The 25242-nt window shown below is 71.9% G+C and carries 20 protein-coding genes; 4 read left to right on the top strand and 16 right to left on the bottom strand.

Going from position 1 to position 25242, the window contains the following annotated elements; all coding sequences use genetic code 11:
• Window positions 1–485 precede the first annotated feature (485 nt).
• The 14 genes from ABEB28_RS30285 to ABEB28_RS30220 all read right to left on the bottom strand — a co-directional run bounded on the left by ABEB28_RS30285 (window position 486) and on the right by ABEB28_RS30220 (window position 16837).
• Entirely contained in the window at window positions 486–1430 is a 945-nt protein-coding gene (locus tag ABEB28_RS30285) for a ComEA family DNA-binding protein (protein WP_345731651.1), read from the bottom strand.
• A gap of 105 nt (window positions 1431–1535) precedes the next feature.
• Entirely contained in the window at window positions 1536–2387 is an 852-nt protein-coding gene (locus ABEB28_RS30280) for a DegV family protein (protein WP_345731650.1), read from the bottom strand.
• 136 nt (window positions 2388–2523) lie between these two features.
• Entirely contained in the window at window positions 2524–3219 is a 696-nt protein-coding gene (locus tag ABEB28_RS30275) for a histidine phosphatase family protein (RefSeq protein WP_345731649.1), read from the bottom strand.
• Window positions 3216–3611, bottom strand: a complete 396-nt coding sequence (gene rsfS, locus ABEB28_RS30270; protein ID WP_345731648.1) for a ribosome silencing factor — start codon at window positions 3609–3611, stop codon at window positions 3216–3218. The genes ABEB28_RS30275 and rsfS overlap by 4 nt, the downstream gene beginning before the upstream one ends.
• A gap of 274 nt (window positions 3612–3885) precedes the next feature.
• On the bottom strand, window positions 3886–4173 hold the full coding sequence (locus ABEB28_RS30265; RefSeq protein WP_345731647.1) for a hypothetical protein: 288 nt from the start codon (window positions 4171–4173) through the stop codon (window positions 3886–3888).
• 109 nt (window positions 4174–4282) lie between these two features.
• Window positions 4283–4888 carry a nicotinate-nucleotide adenylyltransferase gene (gene nadD, locus ABEB28_RS30260; RefSeq protein ID WP_345731646.1) on the bottom strand — a complete coding sequence of 202 codons (606 nt, stop codon included), beginning with the start codon at window positions 4886–4888 and terminating at the stop codon, window positions 4283–4285.
• A gap of 411 nt (window positions 4889–5299) precedes the next feature.
• Window positions 5300–6562 (bottom strand): glutamate-5-semialdehyde dehydrogenase, encoded by a 1263-nt coding sequence (locus ABEB28_RS30255; RefSeq protein ID WP_345731645.1) that lies wholly within the window; start codon window positions 6560–6562, stop codon window positions 5300–5302.
• 40 nt (window positions 6563–6602) lie between these two features.
• On the bottom strand, window positions 6603–7700 hold the full coding sequence (gene proB / locus ABEB28_RS30250) for a glutamate 5-kinase (RefSeq protein ID WP_345731644.1): 1098 nt from the start codon (window positions 7698–7700) through the stop codon (window positions 6603–6605).
• Window positions 7697–9148, bottom strand: coding sequence for a GTPase ObgE (obgE, locus tag ABEB28_RS30245; protein WP_345731643.1), 1452 nt, complete (start codon window positions 9146–9148; stop codon window positions 7697–7699). The genes proB and obgE overlap by 4 nt, the downstream gene beginning before the upstream one ends.
• A 232-nt stretch (window positions 9149–9380) precedes the next feature.
• A complete protein-coding gene (rpmA, locus tag ABEB28_RS30240; RefSeq protein WP_345731642.1) occupies window positions 9381–9638 on the bottom strand; it encodes a 50S ribosomal protein L27 in 258 nt (85 codons plus the stop codon).
• Between the two features lie 11 nt (window positions 9639–9649).
• Complete coding sequence (rplU, locus tag ABEB28_RS30235) at window positions 9650–9976, bottom strand: 50S ribosomal protein L21 (RefSeq protein ID WP_345731641.1); 327 nt, start codon at window positions 9974–9976, stop codon at window positions 9650–9652.
• A gap of 185 nt (window positions 9977–10161) precedes the next feature.
• The gene (locus tag ABEB28_RS30230) at window positions 10162–13863 is read right to left on the bottom strand and encodes an Rne/Rng family ribonuclease (RefSeq protein ID WP_425559011.1); all 3702 of its coding nucleotides are present in this window, start codon (window positions 13861–13863) and stop codon (window positions 10162–10164) included.
• 183 nt (window positions 13864–14046) lie between these two features.
• Entirely contained in the window at window positions 14047–14880 is an 834-nt protein-coding gene (locus ABEB28_RS30225; RefSeq protein ID WP_345731639.1) for a TIGR03936 family radical SAM-associated protein, read from the bottom strand.
• A 28-nt stretch (window positions 14881–14908) separates the two neighbouring features.
• On the bottom strand, window positions 14909–16837 hold the full coding sequence (locus ABEB28_RS30220) for a TIGR03960 family B12-binding radical SAM protein (protein WP_345731638.1): 1929 nt from the start codon (window positions 16835–16837) through the stop codon (window positions 14909–14911).
• A 141-nt stretch (window positions 16838–16978) separates the two neighbouring features.
• On the opposite strand from ABEB28_RS30220, the gene ABEB28_RS30215 reads away from it, so the two are divergent.
• On the top strand, window positions 16979–17173 hold the full coding sequence (locus tag ABEB28_RS30215; protein ID WP_345731637.1) for a hypothetical protein: 195 nt from the start codon (window positions 16979–16981) through the stop codon (window positions 17171–17173).
• Window positions 17174–17862: 689 nt separating this feature from the next.
• Here ABEB28_RS30215 and ABEB28_RS30210 read toward each other — a convergent pair.
• Window positions 17863–18201 (bottom strand): hypothetical protein, encoded by a 339-nt coding sequence (locus ABEB28_RS30210; RefSeq protein ID WP_345731636.1) that lies wholly within the window; start codon window positions 18199–18201, stop codon window positions 17863–17865.
• A gap of 1480 nt (window positions 18202–19681) precedes the next feature.
• Window positions 19682–20371 (bottom strand): hypothetical protein, encoded by a 690-nt coding sequence (locus ABEB28_RS30205; RefSeq protein ID WP_345731635.1) that lies wholly within the window; start codon window positions 20369–20371, stop codon window positions 19682–19684.
• A gap of 1276 nt (window positions 20372–21647) precedes the next feature.
• Here ABEB28_RS30205 and ABEB28_RS30200 point away from each other — a divergent pair.
• From ABEB28_RS30200 to ABEB28_RS30190, 3 genes are read left to right on the top strand one after another with little or no spacing between them, the layout of a single operon-like run.
• Window positions 21648–22502, top strand: coding sequence for a patatin-like phospholipase family protein (locus ABEB28_RS30200; protein WP_345731634.1), 855 nt, complete (start codon window positions 21648–21650; stop codon window positions 22500–22502).
• A 2-nt stretch (window positions 22503–22504) separates the two neighbouring features.
• Complete coding sequence (locus tag ABEB28_RS30195) at window positions 22505–23524, top strand: lysophospholipid acyltransferase family protein (RefSeq protein ID WP_345731633.1); 1020 nt, start codon at window positions 22505–22507, stop codon at window positions 23522–23524.
• A gap of 15 nt (window positions 23525–23539) precedes the next feature.
• Window positions 23540–25231, top strand: a complete 1692-nt coding sequence (locus tag ABEB28_RS30190) for a DUF885 domain-containing protein (protein ID WP_345731632.1) — start codon at window positions 23540–23542, stop codon at window positions 25229–25231.
• The last annotated feature ends 11 nt before the right edge of the window (window positions 25232–25242 follow it).

The raw sequence follows: 25242 nt of genomic DNA, 5'->3' as shown, positions 1-25242 counted from the left end.
CGCGGGCGCGGACGGCGCGGACGGCGCCGCGGGCGCGGACGGCGCGGGCGGCGCGGGCAGGGGCACCGGGGCGGACGCGGCCCTATCGGCGGACGCGCGGTCGAGGCGAACGCCGATCAGGCCCGNCGCGGGCGCGGACGGCGCGGGCGGCGCGGGCAGGGGCACCGGGGCGGACGCGGCCCTATCGGCGGACGCGCGGTCGAGGCGAACGCCGATCAGGCCCGCGCCCACCGCCACCAGCACCCACGCGCCGGCCGCCACGGCCGCGGCTCGAGGCCCGTGCCCGAGACACCACCACACGGCGACCCATGCCCCGAGCGCCAGCCCTGCGAGCCGCAGATCTGCCGGACCCCGACCCGCGCCGGGGTCCGGCAGCTCGTCCGGCGACCGCGACGCGCCCGGTGACCGCCGCTCACCTGGCGATCGCGGCCCGCCCGGTGACCGCGGCCCGTCTCCGCTCCCGGCGGGACGCCACACGCCGGACCTCACACCCGCACCAGCTCTCGGAGCTTCTCGAAGCGGGTGTCGCCGATGCCCTCGACCTGGCGCAGCTCGTCCACCGAGCGGAACCCACCATGGTCGGTGCGGTAGGTCACGATCCGCTCGGCGAGCACCGGTCCGACGCCGGGCAGCGCGTCCAACTGCTCGGCGGTCGCGGTGTTGAGGTCCAGGGGCGTCCCCGGAGCGGGCGCACCGGCTGCGGGCGGACCGCCCGCCACCGGCCCGGCGGGAGCCGGCACGCCGACCGCGATCAGTTCGCCGTCCACCACCTTGCGAGCCAGGTTGAGCGTGCTGAGGTCCGCTCCCGGGAGCGCGCCCCCGGCCGCCGCCAGGGCGTCCGCGACCCGCGAGCCGGCCGGCAGCCGCACCAGCCCGGGCCGACGCACGCGTCCGCTCACCGCGACCACGGCCTCGGCGGGCGACGCGGAGGGGGAAGTGCTGGGTGCGTCGACGATCGACGCGGTGACGACCGGCTCGGCCTCCGGGCGGGCGCGCCAGGCCGCGACCCCCGCGACGAGCGCGACCAGCACCGCGACTACCGCCAGCGCGAGCAACCCACGGCGTCCCGGGCCGAGCGACGCGTCTCGCACCGCCGCCGGTGCCCACCGGCGCCATCCCGCTTCCGGGGAGGGCAGCGGCTCCGGCGCGGGCAGCCGAGTGGCCGCATCCGATGCGCCGCCGAACGGCCATGCGCCCTCGGGCTCCGCCCCCGGATCGAACGCCCCGCCCCGATCCGACGTTCCGCCCCCCGGTATCGCCCCGCCGTGCGGTGGCGCCCCGCGCTGCGGTGGCGCCCCACCCTGCGGTAACGCCCCGTCGTGCCCCGGCCCTCGATCGAATCCGGGCGGGTCCTCCTGGCGGAACGAGCCGAGTGCGGCGACTCGTGACCGGGCGATCAGAGAGTTGTCGGCGACCTCACGGCGTCCCATGGCGGCTGACCGTAGGCCGCCCTGAGCAGCGACCCCAGCGCCCTCGACCGCCGCTGTGGACAACCGGACCGCCGGTGGACAGCGGTCATCGCACGCCCGGACGTGTTACGGGTGCCGCGTCACCGCGACCCCCACCAGCCCCGGTCCGACGTGCGCACCGACGGTCGGCCCGACCTCGCCGGTGAGCACCCGGCCGACCCGCGGCACCCGTACGTACAACCGCTCCCGCAGCCCGCCGGCGCGCTCCGGGGCGGCGAGATGCTGTACCACCAGGTCAGCACCGTGGGTACCGGCGGCCTCGACGGCCATCTCCTCCAGCTTCGCCAGGGCCCGTTGTGCGGTGCGCACTCGCTCGGCGACGACGATCTGCCCGTCCTCCAGCCGCAGGATCGGCTTCACGGACAGCGTCGTCCCGATCAGGGCGGCCGCCGCACTGATCCGGCCGCCGCGCCGGAGATGCTCCAGTGTGTCCACGTAGAACAGCAGCGTGGTCCGGTCGACCGCGGCGAGGGCCGCGTCCCGAACTTCCTCGGCCGTGCCGCCGGCCTGCGCGACGGTCGCGGCTTCCAACACCGCCGCTCCCAGCCCCATCGCGATCGACCGCGAGTCGACCACGATCACCGGTCCGACGCTCGACGCCGCAGCCAGCAGCGCCGCCTCGTACGTTCCGGAGAGCGCCGCCGACAGGTGGATCGACACGACCGCCTCCGCGCCCGCGTCGAAAGCTGCCTGAAAGGCCTCGCCGAGCGAGTGCGGCGTCGCCCGCGAGGTCGTCACCGGCTCCCGGCCCTGCCGCAGCGCGACCGCGACGTCGGCCGAACTGATGTCGAGGCCTTCCCGGCCGGTCACCTCGCCGATCGTGACGAAGGTCGGAACGACGGTGAGCTCGTACCGGGCCACCAGCTCGCGCGGAATGTCGGACGTGGAATCGGTAACGACGGCGACGCGGCGAGCCATGGGCGAACACTAGCCTCCGCTTCGCGTAGACGGCGGCGAGATGTACCGCGGGAGAACTAGGCCATGTCCTGCGAATCCGGGCTCGGCTGCGGCCCGCCCAGGCGCGGACGAATCAACGCGTCAAGACACCAAGCCTTCAGCGGCTCGTCTGCGACGACGTCAGTTCCTCGTCAGCGGTCGGCTCGGCGTCCGCTGCGGTCGACGGCGCGTCGTTTCCGGCCGCACCGCTCAGCGGTCCGACGTTGTGCGCGTGCAGACGCCAACCCCGCGACGACGAGTGCCGCAGCTCGGTCCAGCGACAGTTGCCGAGCGCCGCCAGCTGCGCGGCCACCTCGTCCGACCACCCGGTGAGGGCCTGCACCGCACGCCGAGCCGCGCCGCCGTGACACACCACGACGAGCGTCCCCTCGACCGCGGCGAGCGCGTCGGTGAGCGCGTCCCGCATCCGGGCGACGACCTCGGCCGGACGCTCGATCCCGGGAATGGTCGGCGTCTCACCGCGCTTCCACAGCGCGTACTCGTCCGGGAAACGCTCGGCCAACTCGGTGTGGGACAGGCCCTGCCACGGACCGAACCCGGTTTCACGCAGCCGCGGGTCCACGCTGACCGGCAGACCGGTGACGGCCGCCAGCGCGTCCGCGGTGCGCTTCGCCCGCTGGAGGTCACTGCTGACGATGGCGTCCGGGGCCTCCGCCGCGAGCAGCGGTGCCGCCTGGATCGCCTGCTGCACACCGGTCTCGTCGAGCGGGACGTCGGTCTGACCCTGGATCCGCCCGGCCGCGTTCCACTCGGTTCGTCCGTGCCGCCAAATCAGGACGCGACGCGCCGTCACTGCGGGGAACCGGTGTCGCTGCCCGCTGCCAGCGCGGCGTCCACGAAAGGGATCACCGGACAGTCCTTCCAGAGCCGCTCCAGGGCGTAGAACGAACGCTCCTCGGCGTGCTGCACGTGCACCACGATGTCGATGAAGTCGAGCAGGACCCAGCGCCCCTCACGCTCGCCCTCCCGGCGCACCGGCTTGGCTCCCAGTCCGAGCAGCCGCTCCTCCACCGAGTCGACGATCGCCGACACTTGACGCTCGTTCGGGGCCGACGCGATGACGAATGCGTCGGTGATGACGAGTTGCTCGCTGACGTCGAGAACGACGATGTCGGTGGCGAGCTTGTCGGAGGCGGCTTGGGCGGCGGCGAGCGCCAACTCGTTCGCGCGGGCAGAGACGGCCACGGCGGCCCCTTCCTGTAACTGACAATTCCGAACTACTAGGGTCTCACGTCTCGACGACGATCGCCGGTGCCGGTCATCACGTATGCACTGGCCGTCGGGCAAATGTCGAAGGGAACCGACGAAAACGGACTCGTTGCCAGCGAAACGGCCGGTGCTGGCAGAAACGTGGCGATCCCGGTAACGGAATTGAAACTTCGGCTCCCAGAACGGTGCGGCGCGAGAAACGTTGTGGCCCGGAGCGCAAAGGGGCGCCCGGCAAATACCGGAACTGTGCTCAGCCGCGGGTGAGCCGCGCCAGCGCCGATCCGATGAAGAAATAAGCGACCGCCGCCATGCCCCAGTTGACGAGGACCGCCTGGTCGACGGTCTCCATCTGGAACAGGTTCGCGAACGGCCTGGTCAGCCACCTACCGACGGCCAGCACGAAGTTCACGACCATGTTCGCCTGGTCGGCGTTGAGCAGTACGAAGACGATTCCCAGGACGATGACCACGACCAGCGCCGCGGTGATCCCCGTCACCGCCCGGCTGGCCGACGAGCGGTAGCCGCCGCGGTAGGCCATTTCCGGTACGTCCTTCCGGAGTCCGATGACTCGCTCGACCTCTCAGTACCCGCTGATCAGGGCTGGCGAAACATTCGGTCGGTCGCGAGTGGACCGCGGAATCAGTGCGTCACGTTCGGTACAGGCGTCGTTTCTCAATGTATTGGACGACGCCATCCGGAACGAGGTACCAGACCGGCAGACCGGACCGCACCCGGTCGCGGCAGCCGCTCGACGAGATCGCCATCGCCGGGACGTCGACCAGCGTGACCGCGTCCTGCGGCAGATGCGCGTCGGTCAGCGTGTAGCCCGGCCGGGTCACCCCGATGAAGTGCGCCAGGTCGAACAGCTCGTCGACGTCTTTCCAGGAAAGGATCGCCGACAGGGCATCCGCGCCGGTGATGAAAAACAGCTCCACCTCGGGGCCCCAGAGCCGTCGGAGGTCACGGAGCGTATCGATCGTGTACGTCGGGCCCGGGCGGTCGACGTCGACGCGACTGACCGAGAACCGCGGGTTCGACGCCGTCGCGATGACGGTCATCAGGTACCGGTCCTCGGCGGCGCTGACCGAGGAGTCGTCCTTCTGCCAGGGGTTGCCGGTCGGGACGAACACCACCTCGTCCAGCCCGAAAAGGGTTCCGACTTCGCTAGCCGCGACCAGGTGACCGTGGTGGACGGGGTCGAACGTGCCGCCCATCACTCCGATCCGCCGGGCCGGCGCACGCCGTTCACTCATCCCAAAATCTTCGCATCCCGGCCGTGACGAGCCCGAAGAGCCGCGCTTTCTGCGAGTCTCCTCACGTCATTGAACCGCCGCGACACGGATTCACGCCAAACCGGCCTCCACGGAGCCCGTGGAAGCCGATTTGGCGCAAATCAGCGCAGCGAACCCGCTGCGCAGCGAACCCGCTGCGTGGCGAACCCGCTGCGCGGCGAACGCGCTGCGCAGCGAACCCGCTACGCGGCGAACCCGCTGCGCGGCGAACGCGGCGAACCCGCTGCGCGGGCGCGCAGCGAGCCCGCTGCGCGGCGCGCGCGGCGAGCACACTGCGCGGGCGCGGCGAACCCGCAAGACGCGGTCCGCGAGCCCGGGCCGCGAGCCCTCCGGGGCGCGCGGCCCGGACGCGCGTCGGACATCCGGAACGCGTCAGCGCACGTGACCGTCGCCGGTCACCAGGTACGTGGTGCTGGTCATCTCCGGCAGCCCCATCGGCCCCCGCGCGTGCAGCTTCTGCGTCGAGATCCCGATCTCGGCACCGAACCCGAACTCCCCGCCGTCGGTGAACCGGGTCGACGCGTTCACCATCACCGCCGCGCTGTCCAGCCGCGAACTGAACCGCCGGACCGCCCGGGTGTCGGACGAGACGATCGCCTCGGTGTGCCCACTCCCCCACCGGCGGATGTGCGCGACCGCGTCGTCCACCGAGTCGACCACCCGTACAGCCAGGTCGAGCGAGTTGTACTCGGTCTCCCAGTCGGAATCGGTCGCGGGCACGGTCAAAGGACCGGCGCCCAGCAACTCCAGGACCGTAGCGTCCGCGTGCAGCGTCACGCCCTCGGCGTGCAGGGCGGCCGCCACCGAAGGCAGGAACGTCGATGCCACAGCGGAGTGCACCAACAGCGTCTCGGCCGCGTTGCAGACGCTCGGCCGCTGGACCTTGGAGTTCAGAGTGATCGACGTGGCCATCTCCAGGTCGGCCGCCGCGTCGACGTAGACGTGGCAGTTGCCGACCCCGGTCTCGATCACCGGCACGATCGAGTTCTCCACGACGTTCTTGATCAGCCCGGCGCCCCCGCGCGGAATGATCACGTCGACCAGTCCGCGCGCCCGCATCAGGTGCGTCACCGACTCCCGATCGACGCCCGGCACCAATTGAACGGCGTCCGCCGGCAGGCCGGCCTTCGCTGCGGCCTCCGAGAGCACTCCGACCAGCGCCGTGTTCGAGTGGTACGCCGAGGCCGACCCCCGCAGCAGCGCCGCGTTGCCGCTCTTCAGGCACAGCCCCGCGGCGTCCACCGTGACGTTCGGGCGGGCCTCGTAGATGATGCCGACGACGCCGAGCGGCACCCGGATCTGCCGGACCTCCAGGCCGTTCGGGAGCGTGTACCCGCGGATCACCTCACCCACCGGGTCCGGCAGCGCTGCGACGTCGCGCAACCCCTGGGCCATGCCCTCGATGCGCTCCTCGGAGAGCGCCAGCCGGTCCAGCATCCCGGGCGCCAGCCCGGCTTCCCGTCCAGCGGCGAGGTCCCGCTCGTTCGCCGAGAGCACCGTGGGAGCGGCGGCGACCAGCGCGTCGGCCATCGCGAACAGCGCGGCGTCCTTCTCCGCCCGGGAGAGCGGCGCGAGCTCGGCGGCGGCCTCCTTGGACCGGGCCGCGACGGCGCGGACCTCCTGCTCGGTCGTCATCGTGCGCTCCTCACCTAGATTGTTCAACAATCCTACGGCCTCAGAGCAACGCCAAATCATCCCGGTGTACGACTTCACGGCGATACTTCGGCCCGACCGAGTGCGTCGACTTGCCCAGCAACGGCGGCAGCTCGGCCGCGTCGTACGCCACCAGCCCCCGCGCCACCGAGACCCCGGCGGGCGAAACCAGATCCACCGGGTCCCCGGCGACGAAGTCTCCGGAGACGCCGGTGATCCCCGCCGACAGCAGCGACGCGCGCCGGGACACCACCGCGTCCACCGCGCCGTCGTCGAGCAGCAGCCGACCGCGCGGCGTCGTCGCGTGCCGCAGCCACAGCAGGCGCGTCGGCAGCCGGCGGCCGGTCGGCGCGAAGTACGTCCCGACGTCCTCCCCGGCCAGCGCGTCGGCCGCGTGGGTGGCCGAGGTCAGGACGACGTGCACGCCAGCTGACGTCGCCACCTGGGCCGCCGCGACCTTGCTCGCCATTCCGCCGGTGCCCACCCCGGAGGCACCCTTCGCACTCGCCTCGACCTCGGAGAGATCCGCGGCCGAACTGACGAACGGCACAAGCTGGGCCCCCGGACGACGTGGGTCCCCGGAGTACAGGCCGTCCACGTCCGACAGCAGCACCAGCGCGTCGGCGTGCAACAGGTGCGCCACCAGGGCCGCCAGCCGGTCGTTGTCGCCGAAGCGGATCTCGTCGGTCGCCACCGCGTCGTTCTCGTTCACGATCGGGACGACGCCCAGGTCGAGCAGACGCTCGAAGTTCCGGCTGGCGTTCCGGTAGTGCGTCCGGCGAATGACGTCGTCCGCCGTGAGCAGCACCTGGCCGACGGTCAGCCCGTACCGCTCGAACGACGTCGCGTACCGCGCCACCAGCAGCATCTGCCCGACCGAGGCGCTGGCCTGCTGGGTCGCGAGGTCCCGCGGGCGCCGCGTCAACCCCAACGGCGCGATCCCGGCCGCGATCGCCCCGGACGACACCAGCACGACCTGCGCCCCGGCCTTGCGCCGCTCGGCCAACACGTCCACCAGTGCGTCGATGCGCTCGGTCGCCAGCCCACCGGACCGCTCCGTCAACGACGACGAGCCGATCTTCACGACGACCCGACGAGCGTCGGCGAGAGGAGCCCTCACAGCTCGTCGCCGTAGTCGTAGGCCCCGCGCTCGCCGCCCTTCTCCGGGTCCTGGCCACGGCGGCGACGCCGGGCGAGCAGCCGATCGGACGCGCCCGCCCGATCGGTGAGCGCGAGCCGCGGGTCCTCGCCGCGACGGGTGAGCAGCACCTCGGCCGCCCCACCGAGCGTCGGCTCCCAGTCGAACGTCACGCCGCCGATCGTCACCGCGTCACCGGCGTGCGCACCGGCCTTCGCGAGCTCCTCCTCGACGCCCAGCTTCGCCAGCCGGTCCGCGAGGTAGCCCACGGCCTCGTCGTTCTGGAAGTCGGTCTGCTTGATCCAGCGCTCCGGCTTCGCGCCGCGCACCACGTAGCCGCCCTCGCCGTCCTCGGAGACCGTGAACGGCGTCTCGTCCACCGCCACCGGGCGGAGAACGATCCGGGCCGGGTCGGGCGCACCGCGCCGCTCCCGCTCCGCCTCGACGATCTCGGCGAGCGTGAACAGCAGCGGCTTGAGGCCCTCGCGGGTCACCGTGCTGACCTCGAACACCCGGTAACCGCGCGCATCCAGGTCCGGCCGGATGATCTCGGCCAGGTCCCGTCCGTGCGGCACGTCGACCTTGTTCAGAACCACCAGCCGCGGCCGGTCCTGCAGACCGCCGTAGGCCGCGAGCTCCGCTTCGAGCGCGTCGATGTCGGCGAGCGGGTCGCGCCCCGGCTCCTCGGTCGCGGTGTCGACGACATGCACCAACACAGCGGTCCGCTCGATGTGCCGGAGGAACTCCAGCCCCAGCCCGCGGCCGGTGGCGGCACCCGGGATGAGACCGGGCACGTCAGCCATCGTGAAGACGGTCTCACCGGCGGTCACGACGCCCAGGTTCGGCACGAGCGTGGTGAACGGGTAGTCGGCGATCTTCGGTCGCGCGGCGGACACCACCGCGATCAGCGACGACTTGCCTGCGCTCGGGAACCCGACCAGACCGACGTCCGCGACGCTCTTCAGCTCGAGCACGACGTCGTGCGACTCGCCCGGCTCACCGAGCAGCGCGAACCCGGGGGCCTTGCGCTTCGCGGTGGCGAGCGCCGCGTTGCCGAGCCCACCGTGACCACCCTGCGCGACCACGTACCGGGTACCCGCGCCGGTCAGGTCGGCCAGCACGGTGCCGTCGCTGTCGTGCACGACCGTGCCGTCCGGAACCTTCAGCTCCAGGTCGGTGCCGTTCGCGCCGTAGCGGTTGCCGCCCTGGCCCGGCCGTCCGTTGGTCGCCTTGGCGTGCGGGCGGTAGTGGAAGTCGAGCAGCGTGTGGACGTTCGGATCAACGACCAGGACGACGTCGCCGCCGTTCCCGCCGTTGCCGCCGTCGGGGCCGCCGAGCGGCTTGAACTTCTCGCGGTGCACGGAGGCACATCCGTGGCCGCCATCACCGGCGGTGACGTGTAGCACCACCCGGTCGACGAACGTCGCCACGATGACTCCTCTGTCTCTACGCCCGGCCGTTCCGGCCGAGTCACCCCAAAACAACCGCCGTCGCCCGGTTGCTGTTCCTTCTTTATCGACGCTGAGCCGCGCATCACCGCCGGACAGCTCCACCGCCCTCCGGCGGGAAGGGCACCGAACCTTCGACGGTCACGAACCGCAACACGACAAAGGCGGGTCGGGAGAGCCCGACCCGCCTTTGTGATGCGTTACCCCGGCGGGCTCAGACCTCCACCGGGACGATGCTGACGGTCTTGCGACCGCGCTTCGAACCGAACGTCACCGCGCCCGGCGCCAGTGCGAACAGCGTGTCGTCGCCACCGCGGCCGACCAGGTCGCCGGGGTGGAAGTGGGTGCCGCGCTGGCGGACGATGATCTCGCCGGCCTTCACGACCTGACCGCCGAAGCGCTTCACACCCAGCCGCTGGGCGGCGGAGTCGCGCCCGTTACGGGAGGACGATGCGCCCTTCTTGTGTGCCATGTCGCTAAGCCCTACTTCCCGCTCTCGATACCGGTGACCTTGATCTGGGTCAGCGGCTGACGGTGACCCAGACGCTTGTGGTAGCCGGTCTTGTTCTTGTACTTGTGGATCTTGATCTTCGGGCCCTTGGTGTGGGCCACGACCTCACCGGAGATCGTGAACGAAGCGAGCTTCGCAGCCTCGTGGGTGACGTTGACCTTGTCACCCTCACCGTCGACGACGAGCAGGGCCGGCAGCGTAATCGCGTCACCGGGCGCGCCCGAGATCTTCTCGACCTCGACGACGTCGCCGACCGCCACCTTGTACTGCTTGCCGCCGGTCTTGACGATGGCGTACATGAGACGCGGGTCTCCTACCTGCTCTGGAAGACAATGACTGACATGCATGCCTGACCGAACGAACACCCGGGTAAGGGCGCTGTCTATGCAGGCAGCGGGGGCGCGGTGAACGCGCCACCGGAAAGACTACCGTACCGGACTCGCGATCAACGAACCGAGTGCTCCGGCCCAGCTCGTGGGGGTGGTCACTCGGCGTCCGCCCCCTCCGGTGGACCGGCCGGCCGGGACGCTGCCCGGCGAGCGCGCCGTGGTCGGCTCGTCGTGGCCGGAGCCGGCTCGCTCGCGATCGCGGCCCCGCCGTCCGGCGTTGATCCGGATTCCGGGGGCGTCGCAGCGGCGCCGCTGACGACCATCTGGTCCGCCGGCTTCACCACCACGTCCGCTCCGGCGTCGCCGACCGCGGCGGCGGCCGCCGCATGCGCGGTACCGATGCCGGCCGCGTGGCGGTGAGCAGTACCGTCGCCGGACGCCTCGGAGCGCCCGTCCGCCGATGCGCCGCCTGCGCGGTCGCCCGACGAATCGTCGCCCCCGGAGGTCCCGGTGGTGCCTTCCTTCGCGGCGTCGTCGGCTCCGGCAGGCGAACCGGCCGGACGCTCCGCGCGCCGGGAGCGCCGACGTCCGGGGCTCCGCTCCACCGGGGCGACCTCGACGACGTCCGCGTCGGCGACGTCGTAGGCCAGGTCGCCCTCGACCTCCGTCTCGCGGGCGATGTCGTCGACGATCAGCGCGTCGGCGGTCTCGTCGACGACGTCGATCACGTCCTCGTCCTCGTCGCCCGGCGCGAGGGCCACGGTCCGGGTGCTGGCTGCGTGGATCGCCGCGACCGCGGCCACGGCCGGCGGAGCGACCGTGCCGACCGGCTCGCTCCCTCCGCGCTTGCGGCGGGAACGACGGCCCTCCTTCGGCTCCACCGCGGCCGGCTCACCCTGCTGCTGCCCGTTGCCGTTCCCGTTGTTCCCACCGGTCTGGCGACCGATCAGCGGCTCGTTGTGGAGGATGACACCGCGCCCGCGACAGACCTCGCAGGTCTCGCTGAACGCCTCCAGCAGACCCTGGCCGACCCGCTTCCGGGTCATCTGCACCAGGCCCAGCGACGTGACCTCCGCGACCTGGTGCTTGGTCCGGTCACGGCCCAGGCACTCGGTCAGGCGACGGAGCACCAGGTCGCGGTTCGCCTCGAGCACCATGTCGATGAAGTCGATGACGATGATGCCGCCGATGTCCCGCAGCCGGAGCTGCCGGACGATCTCCTCGGCCGCTTCCAGGTTGTTGCGGGTGACCGTCTCCTCGAGGTTCCCGCCCTGGCCGGTGAACTTGCCGGTGTTGACGTCGACGACGGTCATCGCCTCGGTACGGTCGATCACCAGCGAACCACCGCTGGGCAGCCAGACCTTGCGGTCGAGCGCCTTGGTGATCTGCTCGTCGATCCGGTACGCGGCGAACACGTCGGTCTCGGCGGTGTGGTGCACGAGCCGCTCGGCCAGGTCGGGCGAGACGTCCCGGACGTAGGCCTCGACCTGCGGCCACGCCTCGGTACCGGAGACGACGAGCTTCGAGAAGTCCTCGTTGAAGACGTCCCGGATCACCCGGATTACCAGATCGGGCTCGGCGTTGAGCAGGACAGGAGCGCCACCCTTGGTGGCCTTCTCCTTGATCACCTGCCACTGCGCCTCGAGCCGCTCGACGTCGTGGGTCAGCTCCGCCTCGCTGGCGCCCTCAGCCGCAGTGCGGATGATCACACCGGCGTTCTCGGGGACGATCTTCTTCAGAATGTCCTTGAGACGTTTGCGCTCGGTGTCGGGCAGCTTCCGGCTGATGCCGGTCATCTGGCCCTCGGGCACGTACACCAGGAATCGGCCGGGGAGGCTGACCTGGCTGGTGAGCCGGGCGCCCTTGTGGCCGATCGGGTCCTTGGTCACCTGCACCAGCACCGAGTCGCCGCTCTTCAGCGCGACCTCGATCTTGCGCGGGCGGCCCTCCATACCGGCGGCGTCCCAGTTCACCTCACCGGCGTAGAGCACCGCGTTGCGGCCCTTGCCGATGTCGACGAACGCCGCCTCCATGCTCGGCAGGACGTTCTGCACGCGGCCCAGGTAGACGTTGCCCGCGTACGACGTCGAGCTGGCCTTGGTGACGTAGTGCTCCACCAGGACGTCGTCCTCGAGCACGGCGATCTGGGTGCGGTCGCCGATCTGGCGGACGACCATCACCCGCTCGACGGCCTCGCGGCGAGCCAGGAACTCCGCCTCGGTGAGCACCGGCGGGCGACGCCGGTTGCTCTCGCGGCCCTCCCGGCGACGCTGACGCTTGGCCTCGAGCCGGGTCGAGCCCTTGACGCCCTGGACCTCGTCCTCGATCGACCGAGTCGGTGCGACCGGCTGCCGCACCTTGACCACGGTGTTCGGCGGGTCGTCGCTGGTGACGACCTCGGCCTCGCCGGCCCCCCGACGACGACGGCGACGCCGACGGCGGCTGCCGCTGCCGGCCTCGTCGTCCGAGCCGTCGGTGGCCTCGGCCGCCTCGTCGTCGTTCTCGTCGCTCTCGTCGGACGCGGTGGCCTCCGCGTCGTCCTCGGACGTGCCGTCCGCTGGTGCGGCCGACTCGTCGGCGTCGTTCTCCGCGCTGTCCGCGCCGTTCTCGCCCCGACCGCGACCGCGGCCCCGGCGACCGCGCCGCCGACGCCGACGGCTGTCGTCACCACCGTCGTCCTCGTCGTCGGTAGCGAGGTCGTCGGTCTCCGCGACCTCGTTCTCGGTGTTCTCGGAGTCCTCGGTCTCGTCGGTGTCCTCGAGGTCCTCGGCCTCGTCCTCCGCCTCGATGGCGACGACCGGCTCGACCGGACGGATCGGGACGGCAGAGGGCTCCGGCGCCATGAACGTGACCATCGGCGCACGCCGGACACGCGTCCGGCGGGTGGTCGGCTCTTCCGCAACCTCGGCCACCGGCTCGGCGGGGGGTGCGGCAGGGGTGAACGGCGAGGTGGCGGCGACCGCCGCCGGCGGCGTCACCGCGGGCGCGGCGGGCTCGGACGCGGCGGTCTCGCCCCGGAGCGGGCCGGACTCAGCGGCGCCGGCCTCCGGGCCAGCTCCGGCGGACGGGGCCTCCGCAGACGGGGCCGCCGCAGACGGGGCCGCCGCAGACGGGGCGCCCCCGCTCGCGGCGGACGACAAGCGGCGACGGCGTCGCGACGTGGGGGCGGGCGCCTCCGCCTCGGCGGGCTCTGCGCTGGCGACCGGCGCTGCGCTCTGGGTCGGCGCTGGGCTGTCGGCGGGCGCCGGGGTGTCGGCGGGCGCCGCGTCGGCTGTGTTCTCCGTGGTCGCCGCGGGGCCGTCGGCCCCCGCCGCGGCCACCCGACGGCGACGGCGAGTGCGCGGCGCGGTGACCTCGACCGCCACGTCGGGCGGTGTCGGGTCGTTCACCGGAGCGTCACCTTCACCGCTCCCGGCAGACGCCGTGCTCTCGGCAGGCGGGGTCGGCTCGGCCGTCGGGGTCGCGGTCTCCTCGGCGACCGGCTCGGCCGTGCGCCGACGGGATCTCGTCGCGCGGCGTCGCGGCGCCGGCTCTGCCTGCGCGGCAGGCGCGTCGGCGGTCTCGGTGACCGGCGCAGGGACCACCGGCCAACCCGCGTCAGCGGGCGGCTCGGACCCGCTCGGGGGCTCCGGCGCTGGCGTCGGCGTGATGACGGCCGCGGGGACGACGTCCGCAACGGTGTCGGAAGAGGTCAACGGCGGTTCGGCAGGTGGACCGGCCGCCCGCCGCGCCGCACGACGCCGCGCTGGGCGCGCGGCCGGTTCGGGGGTCGGCGACGCCTCGGCGTCGGAGCCGGCAGCGTGAGCCGTGCCGGCTGAACTGTCAGTATCGGGGCTACCGGTGGTCGATCCGGGCAGGGAATTCCCTGCCGGACCGACCCCGGTCGGCTCGTTTTCGAGCATCCGGGCAAGTCTCCCGTCCGCCCCCGGGCGCGTGTCCGCGGCCACTCAGGGGCGTGTCGTATCGGTGCTGTCAAGCGGCTACCGGAAGTTCCGGTGACCGCCGAGTCCCTTTCAAGCCAATTAGCTCAGTCACGCCGGTTAGGTCGGCGTACCGATGGCGAGCCCGCCGCGGTCGGCATCGAGCGGATCGACGATCCGGCCTTCGGCGGTGAGCGCCCCCTGAACCAATCGTGTGGCGCGGGGCGGCTCCGCCGAGTCCAGATCGGCGCTGGCAACGACGTGGCGCAGACCGGTCAGGATGTCATCGGGTCGTACAGCGGGTGTCAGATGCCGTACAACGCAAATGATTATCGCACAGGGGCTGCCAGCGGCAGCCGTGGACACTCCCAGCTCAGCCGGGGTGGCCCCCGAGAGGGGAGCGGCACCCTCACTGCCGACGAGCCGCACCTCCTCCGTTACAACGGCGCTGACCAGCGCAGATCGGACGTCGATCGAGCGCAGGCCGGCCTTCGTCCGACGCTCAACCGGCACCGACTCGGCGGCCAGCAATGCGGCTACCGCAGACCGTGCCTCCGCTGGGTCTACCCCCGGAAGCTCGATCTGCCACTCCGAAGCGTCGATTCGTTCCGGCAGCGAGCCACCGGTGGACTGGACCGCGTCGACGATGTCGATCCCGGGCGGCAGCGCACGGTCGAGCGCAGCGCGCAGCTGCTCCACGTCGACCTCACGTGCCAGGCCGATCTCCACGTACTCCGCCTCGCTGGCCACCCCGGTCGGCGCGGCCCCCACGTAGGAGACCTTCGGGTGCGGGCTGAATCCGGCCGAATACGCCATGGGTACGTTCGCCCGCCGGAGCGCCCGCTCGAAGGCACGGGCGAAGTCACGATGCGAGGTGAATCGCAGGCGGGCGCGCTTCGTGTACCGCAAGCGCACTCGCTGGACGACGGGGGGCGGTGGCGGACCGTCGGGCATTCGGGACAGTGGGGACTCCTAGGGCGTATCAGCTGTTAACAACGGTAAGCGGCAGAAGCCTCTTACCGGTGGGGCCGATCTGGATCTCGGTGTCCATCGTGGGGCACACGCCGCAGTCGAAGCACGGCGTCCAACGGCAGTCGTCCTGCTCGACCGAGTCGAGGGCGTCCTGCCAGTCGGCCCAGAGCCACTCCTTGTCCAGACCGGAGTCGAGGTGGTCCCAGGGCAGGACCTCCAGCTCCTCGCGCTCCCGGGTGGTGAACCAATCGAGCGAGACGCCGATCGGCTCGAGCTCGGCCTTCGCGGCGTCCACCCAGCGCTCGTAGGAGAAGTGCTCGTGCCAGCCGTCGAAACGGCCGCCTTCCTCCCAGACCCGCCGGATCACCCGACCGACGCGGCGGTCACCGCGGGAGAGCAGGCCTTCGATCAGGGACGGCTTGCCGTCGTGGTAGCGGTAGCCGATCGCCTTACCCAGGCTGCGGTCGGCGTTGATCGCCTGCCGCAGCTTTCGCAGCCGGTCGTCGACGACGTCCGGGTGCTCCTGCGCGGCCCACTGGAACGGGGTGTGGGGCTTCGGAACGAATCCGCCGATGCTCACCGTGCAGCGGATGTCGCGACGCCCGGCGGCCTGGCGACCGGTCCGGATGACGTCGTGCGCCATCTCCGCGATCTCCAGGACGTCCTCGTCGGTCTCGGTCGGCAGACCGCACATGAAGTACAGCTTCACCTGGGTCCAGCCGGCCGAGTACGCGGCGGCGACGGTCCGGATCAGGTCGTCCTTCGAGACCATCTTGTTGATCACCCGGCGGAGGCGCTCGCTGCCACCTTCGGGCGCGAACGTCAGACCGGACCGGCGACCGTTCCGGGACAGCTCGTTGGCCAGGTCGATGTTGAACGCGTCCACCCGGGTCGACGGCAGCGACAGGGACGTGTTCGTCCCCTCGTACCGGTCGGCGAGGTCCTTGGTGATCTCGGCGATCTCGCTGTGGTCGGCCGACGAGAGGCTCAGCAGACCGACCTCCTGGAAGCCGGTGGCCTGGAGCGAGGCGTCGACCATCTCGCCGATGCCGGTGATCGAGCGCTCGCGCACCGGCCGGGTGATCATCCCGGCCTGGCAGAACCGGCAGCCCCGGGTGCAGCCACGGAAGATCTCGACGCTGGCGCGCTCGTGCACGGTCTCGGCGAGCGGCACCAGCGGCTGCTTCGGGTACGGCCAGGCGTCGAGGTCCATCGTCGTCCGCTTGCGGATGCGGAACGGCACGTCGGCCCGGTTCGGCACGACCCGCTGGATACGGCCGTCGGGCAGGTAGTCGACGTCGTAGAAGCGCGGGACGTAGACGGCCTCGGTACGGGCCAGCCGGAGCAGCACCTCGTCCCGGCCACCTGGGCGGCCCTGCTCCTTCCACTCCCGGATGACGTCGGTCATCTCGTTGACGGCCTCTTCACCGTCGCCGAGTACGGCCGCGTCGATGAAGTCAGCGATCGGCTCGGGGTTGAACGCGGCGTGGCCACCGGCGAGCACGATCGGGTGATCTTCGGTGCGGTCTGCCGCGTGGAGCGGGATCTGCGCGAGGTCCAGGGCGGTGAGCAGGTTGGTGTAGCCCAACTCGGTGGCGAAGCTCACGCCGAGCACGTCGAAAGCGGTGACGGGCCGGTGGGCGTCGACGGTGAACTGGGGCACGCCGTGCTCGCGCATCAGCTTCTCGAGGTCGGGCCAGACCGCGTAGGTGCGCTCGGCCAGCGCGTCCGGCCGCTCGTTGATGATCTCGTAGAGGATCTGGATGCCCTGGTTGGGAAGGCCGACCTCGTACGCGTCCGGGTACATGAGCGCCCACCGCACGGGGTGGGCGTCCCAGTCCTTGATCGTGGAGTTGAGCTCCCCGCCGACGTACTGGATCGGCTTCTGCACACGGGGCAGCAGCTGTTCGAGGCGAGGAAAGACCGACTGGACGCTCATAGTGGGCTCCAGGGTATAGGGGTGCCCGGCGGGCCCGGCGGCCATGACCACCGTCACGTGCTCATCCGGATGACGATGCTCTTCTGGATCGTTACAGTCGATGTGGGCGCAGGGAGCGCCCGGAAGAGTAGGAGTGTCGACATGTTTTTCTCCGGAACCGCCGCGAACGCGCTGGTGCGCGCACGGTCGGCCCGGCACGCCCGGGACGCCTGGGCCCGTCTCGTCGACGAGAAGGGCGAGCGCCGCGCTTTCGCGGAGCTGGCTTCGCACGCCGGCGGCTCGGACGCCGCCGTGCGGACCCTCACGCGGCACGGCATCGAGACCGACCTCGACTGACCGTCTGCCCTGAGCTCTGAACCCACGAGCAGCTGTCGAAACCCGGTGGCGGCGACGATGCCCCCCTCGTAGGGAGGGCACCACAGTAGACAGCGAAGGCCCATAGCGAAGACGCTATGGGCCTTTTCCGTGCGCTCCCGAGTGCGCCGGGGCACGCAGTGGTTGTCGCATCCTCCGTGCGGGGCGGCAGTGGTTGTCGCATCCTCCGGGCAGAGCGGCAGTGGTTGTCGCATCCTCCGGGCGGGACACGCAGTGGTTGTCGCGCCTTCCGGGCGGGGCAGGCAGTGGTTGGCGCCCTCTCCGGGCGGGGCACGCAATGGTTGTCGCGCTCTCCGGGCGAAACGCCGGGTGGTTGTCGCATCTTCCGGGCGGGGCAGGCAGTGGTTGGCGCCCTCTCCGGGCGGGGCACGCAATGGTTGTCGCGCTCTCCGGGCGAAACGCCGGGTGGTTGTCGCATCTTCCGGGCGGGGCAGGCAGTGGTTGGCGTGCTTTCCGTGCCATGGCACGGAAGGCGCAACAACCATCTAGGCGGCCCCCCGGAACGGCGACAACCACACCGCCGACAGCGGGTGGGCTCGGACTCGTCCAGCAGCGGGTGTCGTTCCGGCGGGCACCCGCCGTCGGCACCGACGTCCCCGTCCTTCCCCGACGGGCACTCGTCCGCAACGCGATCGGCGGAGAGTTCCTGCTCAGGGGGTGGCGGGGACGCTCTCCGAGCCCTCGCCGTCACCCGGCGTGGCCGCGGTGGACGCGTCGGGTGTGACGTAGACCGGCGACGGCGAGATCGTGACTTTCACCGTGACGTCGGGCGCCGGCTCGCCCCGCAGCGGAACGCCGACCACCGATCCGAGGATGCAGGACACCACCGCGATCAGGAGACCGGCGGTTCCTAGCCCGGCGAGCATCGGCTTGCTGAAGGTCTGTTGGGGGGCGCCGCTGAGGCCCGGCTCGGGCGGTTCCAAGGACGCGCCGCGCGGACGATCCGGGGACCAGGCGGTCGGGATCTCACCGCTCACGTTCCAAGCCACCGGACCGATCGGGCCGGACGGAGCACCGCTCACGGGCGCCGCGCCATGCCCCGGCGCCCCGCCGTGCCCCGGCGCCCCGCCGTGCCCCGGGGCGCCGCCGTGCCCCGGGGCGCCGTGAATGGGAGCTGTGCCACTCACTGGAGCCGCGCCGTGGATCGGGGCCGCGCCACTGACCGGCGCTGCACCGTGGACCGGAGCCGCGCCGCTCACGGGCGCCGCGCCATGCCCCGGCGCCCCGCCGTGCCCCGGGGCCCCGCCGTGCCCCGGGGCGCCGTGAATGGGAGCTGTGCCACTCACTGGAGCCGCGCCGTGGATCGGGGCCGCGCCACTGACCGGCGCTGCACCGTGGACCGGAGCCGCGCCGCTCACGGGCGCCGCGCCACCGACCGGTCCAACGCCGCGGATTGGGGCTGCGCCGCTGACGGGCGCTGCGCCGTGCATTGGCGCTGCGCCACTCACGGGCGCTGCGCCGCGCATGGGGGCAGCGCCGCTCACCGGAGCAGCCCCATACATTGGAGCCGCACCACTCACCGGAGCCGCGCCGTGGATAGGGGCAGCGCCACTCACGGGCGCTGCGCCGCGCATGGGGGCAGCGCCGCTCACCGGAGCAGCCCCATACATTGGAGCCGCACCACTCACCGGAGCCGCGCCGTGGATAGGGGCAGCGCCACTCACGGGCGCTGCGCCGCGCATGGGGGCAGCGCCGCTCACCGGAGCAGCCCCATACACAGGAGCCGCACCACTCACCGGGGCAGCGCCGTGCATTGGGGCGGCGCCGCTGACGGGCGCTGCGCCGCGCATGGGGGCAGCGCCGCTCACCGGAGCAGCCCCATACACAGGAGCCGCACCACTCACCGGAGCGGCACCGTGCNGACGGGCGCTGCGCCGCGCATGGGGGCAGCGCCGCTCACCGGAGCAGCCCCATACACAGGAGCCGCACCACTCACCGGAGCGGCACCGTGCACCGGGGCCGCGCCGTGGATCGGAGCCGCACCACTCACGGGTGCCGCGCCACCGACCGGGGCGGCTCCGTGGACCGGGGCGGCGCCGCTCACCGGGGAGACCGCCGCACGGCCGGGGCGTCCGCCGGTGTCCCGCACCGGCTCCCGGTCACCGGTCTCCCACTCCCGGCTCGGTCGCTGACGCGGCACCGCGGCGCCCGCGCGGCCGCTGGGCGCCGCCCCGCCGGCGCTGCCGGATGCGCCAGACGCGTGGCCCCGCGCGCCGCCCCACTCCGGATCGAGGTCCCCGGTCATCCAGCCGGGCTCGTCCGCGTCGTACCGCGGGCGCCGGGAACGCTCGGCGCGCGGCCGGTCGTCGGGTTCGTAGGTCCGCTCGTCCGGGCCGGAGGCACCGCCGTCGGGCTCGCCGTACCGATCATCGCCGTACCGATCGTCGGCGCGGCGGTCCCGCTCTGCGGCCTCGCGCGCCTCCCGCGCCAACCGGGCCGCCGCGCGAGTGCCCTCAGCGGGTCGGACGTCTACCGGTCGGACGTCGGCCGGCAGGCCCTCCCTCGCGCGCCGGGCAGCGCGCCGCCCGTCCCGCTCCGCAACGCCGTTGCGCTCCGTGTACCCGTTGCGCTCCGTGTACCCGTTGCGCTCAGCGTGCCCGTTGCGCTCAGCGTGCCCGTTGCGCTCAGCGTGCCCGTTGCGCTCAGCGTGCCCGTTGCGCTCAGCGTGCCCGTTGCGCTCAGCGTGCCCGTTGCGCTCAGCGTGCCCATTCCGCTCAGCGTGCCCATTCCGCTCAGCGTGCCCATTCCGCTCAGCGTGCCCATTCCGCTCAGCGTGCCCATTCCGCTCAGCGTGCCCATTCCGCTCAGCGTGCCCATTCCGCTCAGCGTGCCCATTCCGCTCAGCGTGCCCATTCCGCTCAGCGTGCCCATTCCGCTCAGCGTGCCCATTCCGCTCAGCGTGCCCATTCCGCTCAGCGTGCCCATTCCGCTCAGCGTGCCCATTCCGCTCAGCGTGCCCATTCCGCTCAGCGTGCCCATTCCGCTCAGCGTGCCCATTCCGCTCAGCGTGCCCATTCCGCTCAGCGTGCCCATTCCGCTCAGCGTGCCCATTCCGCTCAGCGTGCCCATTCCGCTCAGCGTGCCCATTCCGCTCAGCGTGCCCATTCCGCTCAGCGTGCCCATTCCGCTCAGCGTGCCCGTTCCGCGCAGCGTGCCCATCCCATTCCGGGTAGTTGTCCGGATCCCGCCGCCGGGCGACCTCGCCGTAGCCGGACCCATCCGCGTCCTCGTCCCTCCCCGCGTACCCCTCCCGCTCCGCATAGCTATCCAGCCCCCGCCGCCCGACGACCGCGCCGTGGCCGGACCCATCCACGTACTCGTCCCGCCCTGCATCCCCATCCCGCCCCGCGGACCTGTCCGGACCCCGCCGTCCGGCGCCCTCGCCGTAGCCGTCCGCGTATCCGTCCCGCCCCGTGGATCCGTCCCGCTCAAAGTGCCCGTCCGGATCCCGCAGCCCGGCGACCTCGCCGTAGCCAGATCCGTCCGCGTACTCGTCCCCGTCCCGCCCTGCATAGCTCTCCGGATCGCGCCGCCCGGCCGCCTCGCCGTAGCCCGACGATTCCGCGTACCCGGCGGGATCGCCGTACTCGCGGTAACCACCTGCCTCCGGTGCTCGGTCGTCGGCCCGGGAGCGACGCCGCTCGGGACGTCGGCCCTCGACGTCGTCCCGGTCCCCCCGCGCCTCCCGACGCGACGGCCGGTCGTACCCGTCGTCGTAGGCCTCGTCGTAACCCGCGGAGGACCGGTCGCGGTACTCGTCGCCGTCCGGCACGTCCGCCGACCCGAGTACCCGGTGGCCCGACGTGTGCAGGTAGTCCAGGTAGTAGTCCCCGTCGTCGGGGTGCCGACCGCGCTCGTCGGGGCGGTTCCGGCGCTGCTCGATGCGCTGGATGAGCCCGGTCCGACCCACCATCCCGGCGGCACCCTGCTCATCCGCGGCCGGTGGCCGCCCCCCGGACGGCCGCACCCCGGACGGCCGCACCCCGGACGGCGGCACCACCACCCCGGACGACGGCACGGACGGCACGGACGGCACCACGCCCGGCCCGGGCGGCGGGCCGTCATCACCGGACCACCCCATCGATCGCAGATGCGGCGGACCGTCCGAAGGCGGCCGCGGCTCTGCGGACCGATGCTCTGGCGGGTAGTCGCCCGGCATGACCATCCTTGTCTCAGGTGCTGTGCAGCGGGACACCAGCGTCCGTTGTTACCCCCTGGGCAAAAGTAGAGCGTCGCCCCCCGCGCAAAAGTAAAGGCCGGACTCAAGGCTGATGCATGGACCCTCGGTCTCCGGTTACCTCCCCCGAAGAGTCAGGGCGTACCCACCCGATCGGACAGATCGGGCAACAGAACGCACAAATTGGAGCACCTACAGTGAACGCCCGGCTTTCCCTGCCCCTCCAGCGCGCACGCACCGACGTGTGAGGATCGGAACATGGGCCGAACTGTCGCGTTCGTACTGGGGGGTGGCGGCGTTCTCGGCGCCGTCGAGGTCGGGATGGTCCGTGCGCTCTACGGCGTAGGCATCCACCCCGACCTCGTCGTCGGGACGTCGATCGGCGCGCTGAACGGCGTCGTTCTCGCCGCCGCGCCGATCGAGGAAACCACCGACCGCCTCACCGAACTGTGGGCGTCCGACGCCGCCAGGAGCGTCTTCCGCGCGTCGGTGGCGCGCCAGGTCGGGCACCTGGTCCGCACCGGGACGCACGCCCACTCGGCCGAACCGCTACGCGCGTTGCTGAAGCCGCTGGAAGGCCTGACCTTCGAGGACCTCCGGCTTCCGTTCCAGTGCTGTGCGGCCTCGATCGAACGGGCCGCCGAGCAGTGGTTCACGTCCGGACCGCTGATCGAGGCGGTACTGGCGTCCTGCGCGGTGCCGGGTTTGCTGCCGCCAGTGCGCATTGAGGACGAGCACTACCTTGATGGGGGGTTGGTGAACAGCATCCCGGTCGGCCGCGCCATCGAGCTCGGCGCCGAGCAGGTGTTCGTCCTGCAGGTCGGCCGGATCGAGCGCCCCCTGCAGGCACCGTCCAAACCCTGGGAGGTAGCGATGGTGGCGTTCGAGATCGCCCGGCGGCACCGGTTCGCCCGCGACATGGCGTCCCTGCCCGGGAACATCGAGGTGCACGTTCTGCCGACCGGAATCAGTGAACCCGTCGACGCCAAGACCGACCGGGCGCTCACCGACCTGTCCCCGCTGGCGTACCGGTCGTTCGGATTGATCGATCGGCGCATCGACCGCGCCTACCAGGCCAGCACCGCCTACCTGGCCGAGAACGGACTTGCCTGAGCATGCCGATCCCTCGCTGGTTCCGCCGCCTGATCGTGGCTCCGGCTGCTGTCTGCATCCTCACCGGGCTACTGCTGACGATGCCGCTCTGGCTGCTCGTCGTCGGACTGGTCTCGATCGGGCTCAAGGGCCGACGGCGGCTGCTGCGCATCGTCTGGCTCGTCACGCTCTACTTCGTCTTGGAGCTCGCCGTCCTGCTCGAGCTGTTCGGTCTCTGGCTCGCGGCGGGATGCAGCGCGCGCCGCGTCCGGAGCCCGAAGTTCCAGCTGCGGCACTACCAACTCGTCGCCTGGGTGTTGGACATCGTCTACCGACAAGCGGGCCGGGTACTCAAGTTGCAGGTGCGCACCGACGGACCGGGTCCGGACGCGCACCCTGGACGACCGCTGATCGTGCTCTGCAGGCACGCCGGCCCCGGCGACTCGTTCTTGCTGACCAACGCGCTGATCAACCAGTACGCGCGGGAGCCCCGGATCGTCCTGAAGGACACCCTGCAGTGGGACCCGGCGGTCGACGTCCTGCTCAACCGGCTGCCGAGCCGGTTCATCTCGCCGAACCCCGGATCGGCCAGCGACGCCGTGGAGGACCAGATCGCGGCGCTCGCCACCGGCCTGGACGAGAACGACGCGTTCGTGATCTTTCCGGAGGGCGGCAACTTCACCCCGAACCGTCGCGCGAAGATCATCGAGAGCCTGCACCGCAAGGGTCTGCACGCCGCCGCCCGTCGCGCCGAGGAGATGATCCACGTACTGGCTCCCCGACCCGGCGGGGTCGTCGCCGCGCTGAGCGCAGCACCACCGGACGCGGACGTGCTGCTGGTCGCCCACACCGGACTCGACCACATGCTGACGGTGGCCGACGTCTGGCGCGAGCTGCCGATGGACAAGACGATCACGATGCGCTTCTGGCTGGTGCCCGCCGCCGAGGTCCCGCGCACCGATCCGGAACAGCAGGTCGAGTGGCTCTATGGCTGGTGGGAGCGCATCGACGACTGGATCGAGGAACATCGCGCCGCTGCTTGACGTACCGTTTTGACCGTGACCTCTGATCTCACCGTAACGGCCTCCTCACTCGCTGACGAACTCCTCACGTTGGTCTGTACGGCGGACCCGCTCGGTGCATCACTGCTCGGTCTCCCGGGTTACGACGGCGGCCTCGCGGACCCGTCGGCGAGCGAAGAGGCACGGCTGGGCGCGGCCTTCGGTGATCTCGCCGATCGCGCGCGCGCCCTCGACCCGGAAGGGCTCTCGGAGGTCGACCGGCAGACCCGCGACTTCGTGATCCACCTCGCCGACGCGGAGCGGGACGCCGCCGCGCTCCACACCGTGGAGTGGACGATCACCGACTTCTTCGCCGCTCCGGCCGCGGCGCTGATCGACCTGCTGCCGCGCGTCCCGCTGGTCACGCCGGAGAAGGCCAACGGGTTCCTCGACCGGCTCGGCCGGTTCCCGGCGTTCCTGGGTGCGGTCGCCGACCGGCACCGCGAAGGTCTCGTCGCGGGCCGGACGCCGGTCGCCTCGCTGGTGCGAGCGGCCATCGCCCACCTCGACCGGGTGCTGGCCGACGAGAACCTGGCCGGTCTCCGCGCGCCGGGCGGACCAGGCGTCGACGATCAGGAGGCGTTCGCCGCCGAGCGGGACCGGTTGCTCGCCGAGGCGGTGGTGCCCGCGCTCACCGCGTACCGCGCCGTTCTGCAGGACGAGATCCTGCCGGCCGGGCGTCCGGACGAGCAGCCGGGCGTCTACTACCTGCCGGACGGCGAAGAGATCTACACGACGCTGGCCCGCAAGCACACCTCCACCAACCGGACGCCGGCCGAGCTGCACGCCGTCGGGCTGCAGATCGTCGCGGCGTTGGAGAGCGAGTACGCGGAGATCGGCCGTCGGGTGTTCGGTACCGGCGACCAGGCCGAGATTTTCACCCGGCTCCGCACCGACCCCGCACTGCGGTACTCCAGCGCCGACGAGATGCTGGAGCAGGCCCGGAGTGCGGTGGCGCGGGCTTGGGCGGCGGCACCCGGCTGGTTCGGGCACCGTCCGTCCACCGAGTGCGTCGTCGAGCCGGTACCGGCCGCGGCCGCGCCCGGCTCACCCCCCGCCTACTACCTGCCCGGCGCGATCGACGGTTCACGGCAAGGCACCTACTTCCTGAACACCTACGCACCGACCGAGCGGTTCCGGCACACCGCGGAGGTCGTGGCGTTCCACGAAGCGGTGCCCGGCCACCACTTCCAGATCTCGATCGCGCAGGAGATGACCGGGCTACCACTGGCGCGGCGGCTGCTCGCCGACACGGCGTACGCCGAGGGGTGGGGCCTCTACTGCGAGCGGCTCGCCGAGGAGATGGGGTTGTACTCGGACGACGTGGCGCGGCTCGGGATGCTCAGCGCCGATTCGTGGCGGGCGGCCCGGCTCGTCGTCGATACCGGGATCCACGCGTTGGGGTGGTCGCGGGAGGAGGCTCTGACCTGGATGCGGACGCACACGCCGCTGTCGGACCAGGAGACCGCGACCGAGATCGACCGCTACATCGCGTACCCCGGGCAGGCGCTGTCGTACATGGTGGGACGGCTCGAGCTGCTGTCGCTGCGCGCTCGGGCGGCGAAGGAACTCGGGGATGCGTTCGACCTCAAGGAGTTCCACGACACCGTGCTCGGCGCGGGTTCGCTCCCGCTCGCAGTCCTAGCCGACGTCGTCGAGAGGTGGATCGCTTCGAGCGCGGCCCGCTGAGGCGACGGACG

This window comes from Cryptosporangium minutisporangium (assembly GCF_039536245.1).
Classification (GTDB): Bacteria; Actinomycetota; Actinomycetes; order Mycobacteriales; family Cryptosporangiaceae; genus Cryptosporangium; species Cryptosporangium minutisporangium.
The sequence above is the reverse complement of the archived record's forward strand: the minus strand, read 5'-3'. Positions and strand labels throughout refer to the sequence as shown.